This is a genomic window from Achromobacter sp. GbtcB20, assembly GCF_019091095.1.
Lineage (GTDB): Bacteria > Pseudomonadota > Gammaproteobacteria > Burkholderiales > Burkholderiaceae_B > Achromobacter > Achromobacter mucicolens.
The window spans coordinates 1-1,014 of sequence record NZ_JAGXJZ010000072.1 but is presented as its reverse complement, the minus strand read 5'-3'; the positions used below and the strand labels follow the sequence as shown (position 1 = coordinate 1,014).

Here is a 1,014-nt window from a genome sequence, read left to right as displayed (position 1 = left end):
AGTAGAGAGCAATTGTTGCAAAAAGCTTGGTCTGTGTGACGTATTGTATCTTGTATTGCTCAATGTCGCAGTTTCGGCACAAACCGAAATATGTACTAAAAGGTATTGACCGTGAATGTACTAAAGAGTACAGTTAAATCCACACGCTCTTTAACAATACGCAACAGAAGTACCGTCCCGCGCCACCTTTCAGGTTGGCGCACGAAGGGGAGCCAGCCGCGATCATTCATAGGCCCCGGGGACGAAAACAAGTGGCAAAAGTCTAGGGGTCGGTTAGAGACCCGTGAAGTCCGGCCAAGTGCAGAACGCACTTGATTGAAAAAATCTGTTCAGGCGCAGAGCCTGGAAGACCACCTAGATCTCGAGATGAGGCAGGAAGGGATCGACGATCCCGCCTTCCTCCCAGCCCTTCGCGTGAAGGGCGCGAGCGCCTAAGCAGTATTTCAATGCCCTCCGTGGCGAGTAACGGCGGGGCGAACACCCGGCCGGGAGAACAACTGGCCTGCGCCGTGCAAGTCGGCAGGAATCCGCCAGCGTCGTGGTATCTCGCTGGCGGCATCCGAATCGGCGTTCTGATGTATCGAATTCGGTGTTTAGCAGCTAAACGCCGTCAATCGAGCGCACCGATTCGGATGAGCACCGCTCTCCCGTGCCAGCGGTCGTGAAGTCCCCCTCTCCGACCACAACCCACTATTCCCACCATTGAAGGACCTCACTTAGATAGGTCTCCTATGACCCTGCTCGCGATTCTGTACATACCCATTTTGATGTTCGCTGCCATTGCTTTGGTCGCAGCGGGCGTTGGCACGTTTGTCGGCATTGCCCTGCACGGCCAGGAGATATACGCCTGGGTGATCGACCAGCCCGCACTCGGCCTCCTCGCCGCGCAATTTGCAATCATTTCCAAACTGAAGATTGACCCATCCGGAATCAGCACCGACGCACGATTCCTCAATGACGGTCTCCTGGGAATGATGACGATCTGCTCGGCAGGGCTATCGATAGCCCTTTGCT

1 protein-coding gene is annotated in these 1,014 nt (G+C 55.1%); it reads left to right on the top strand.

The window, feature by feature from the left end:
* Positions 1-731 precede the first annotated feature (731 nt).
* Positions 732-1,014: hypothetical protein (locus tag KVT32_RS27795; protein ID WP_217619160.1), on the top strand; the 283-nt coding region annotated here is incomplete at its 3' end.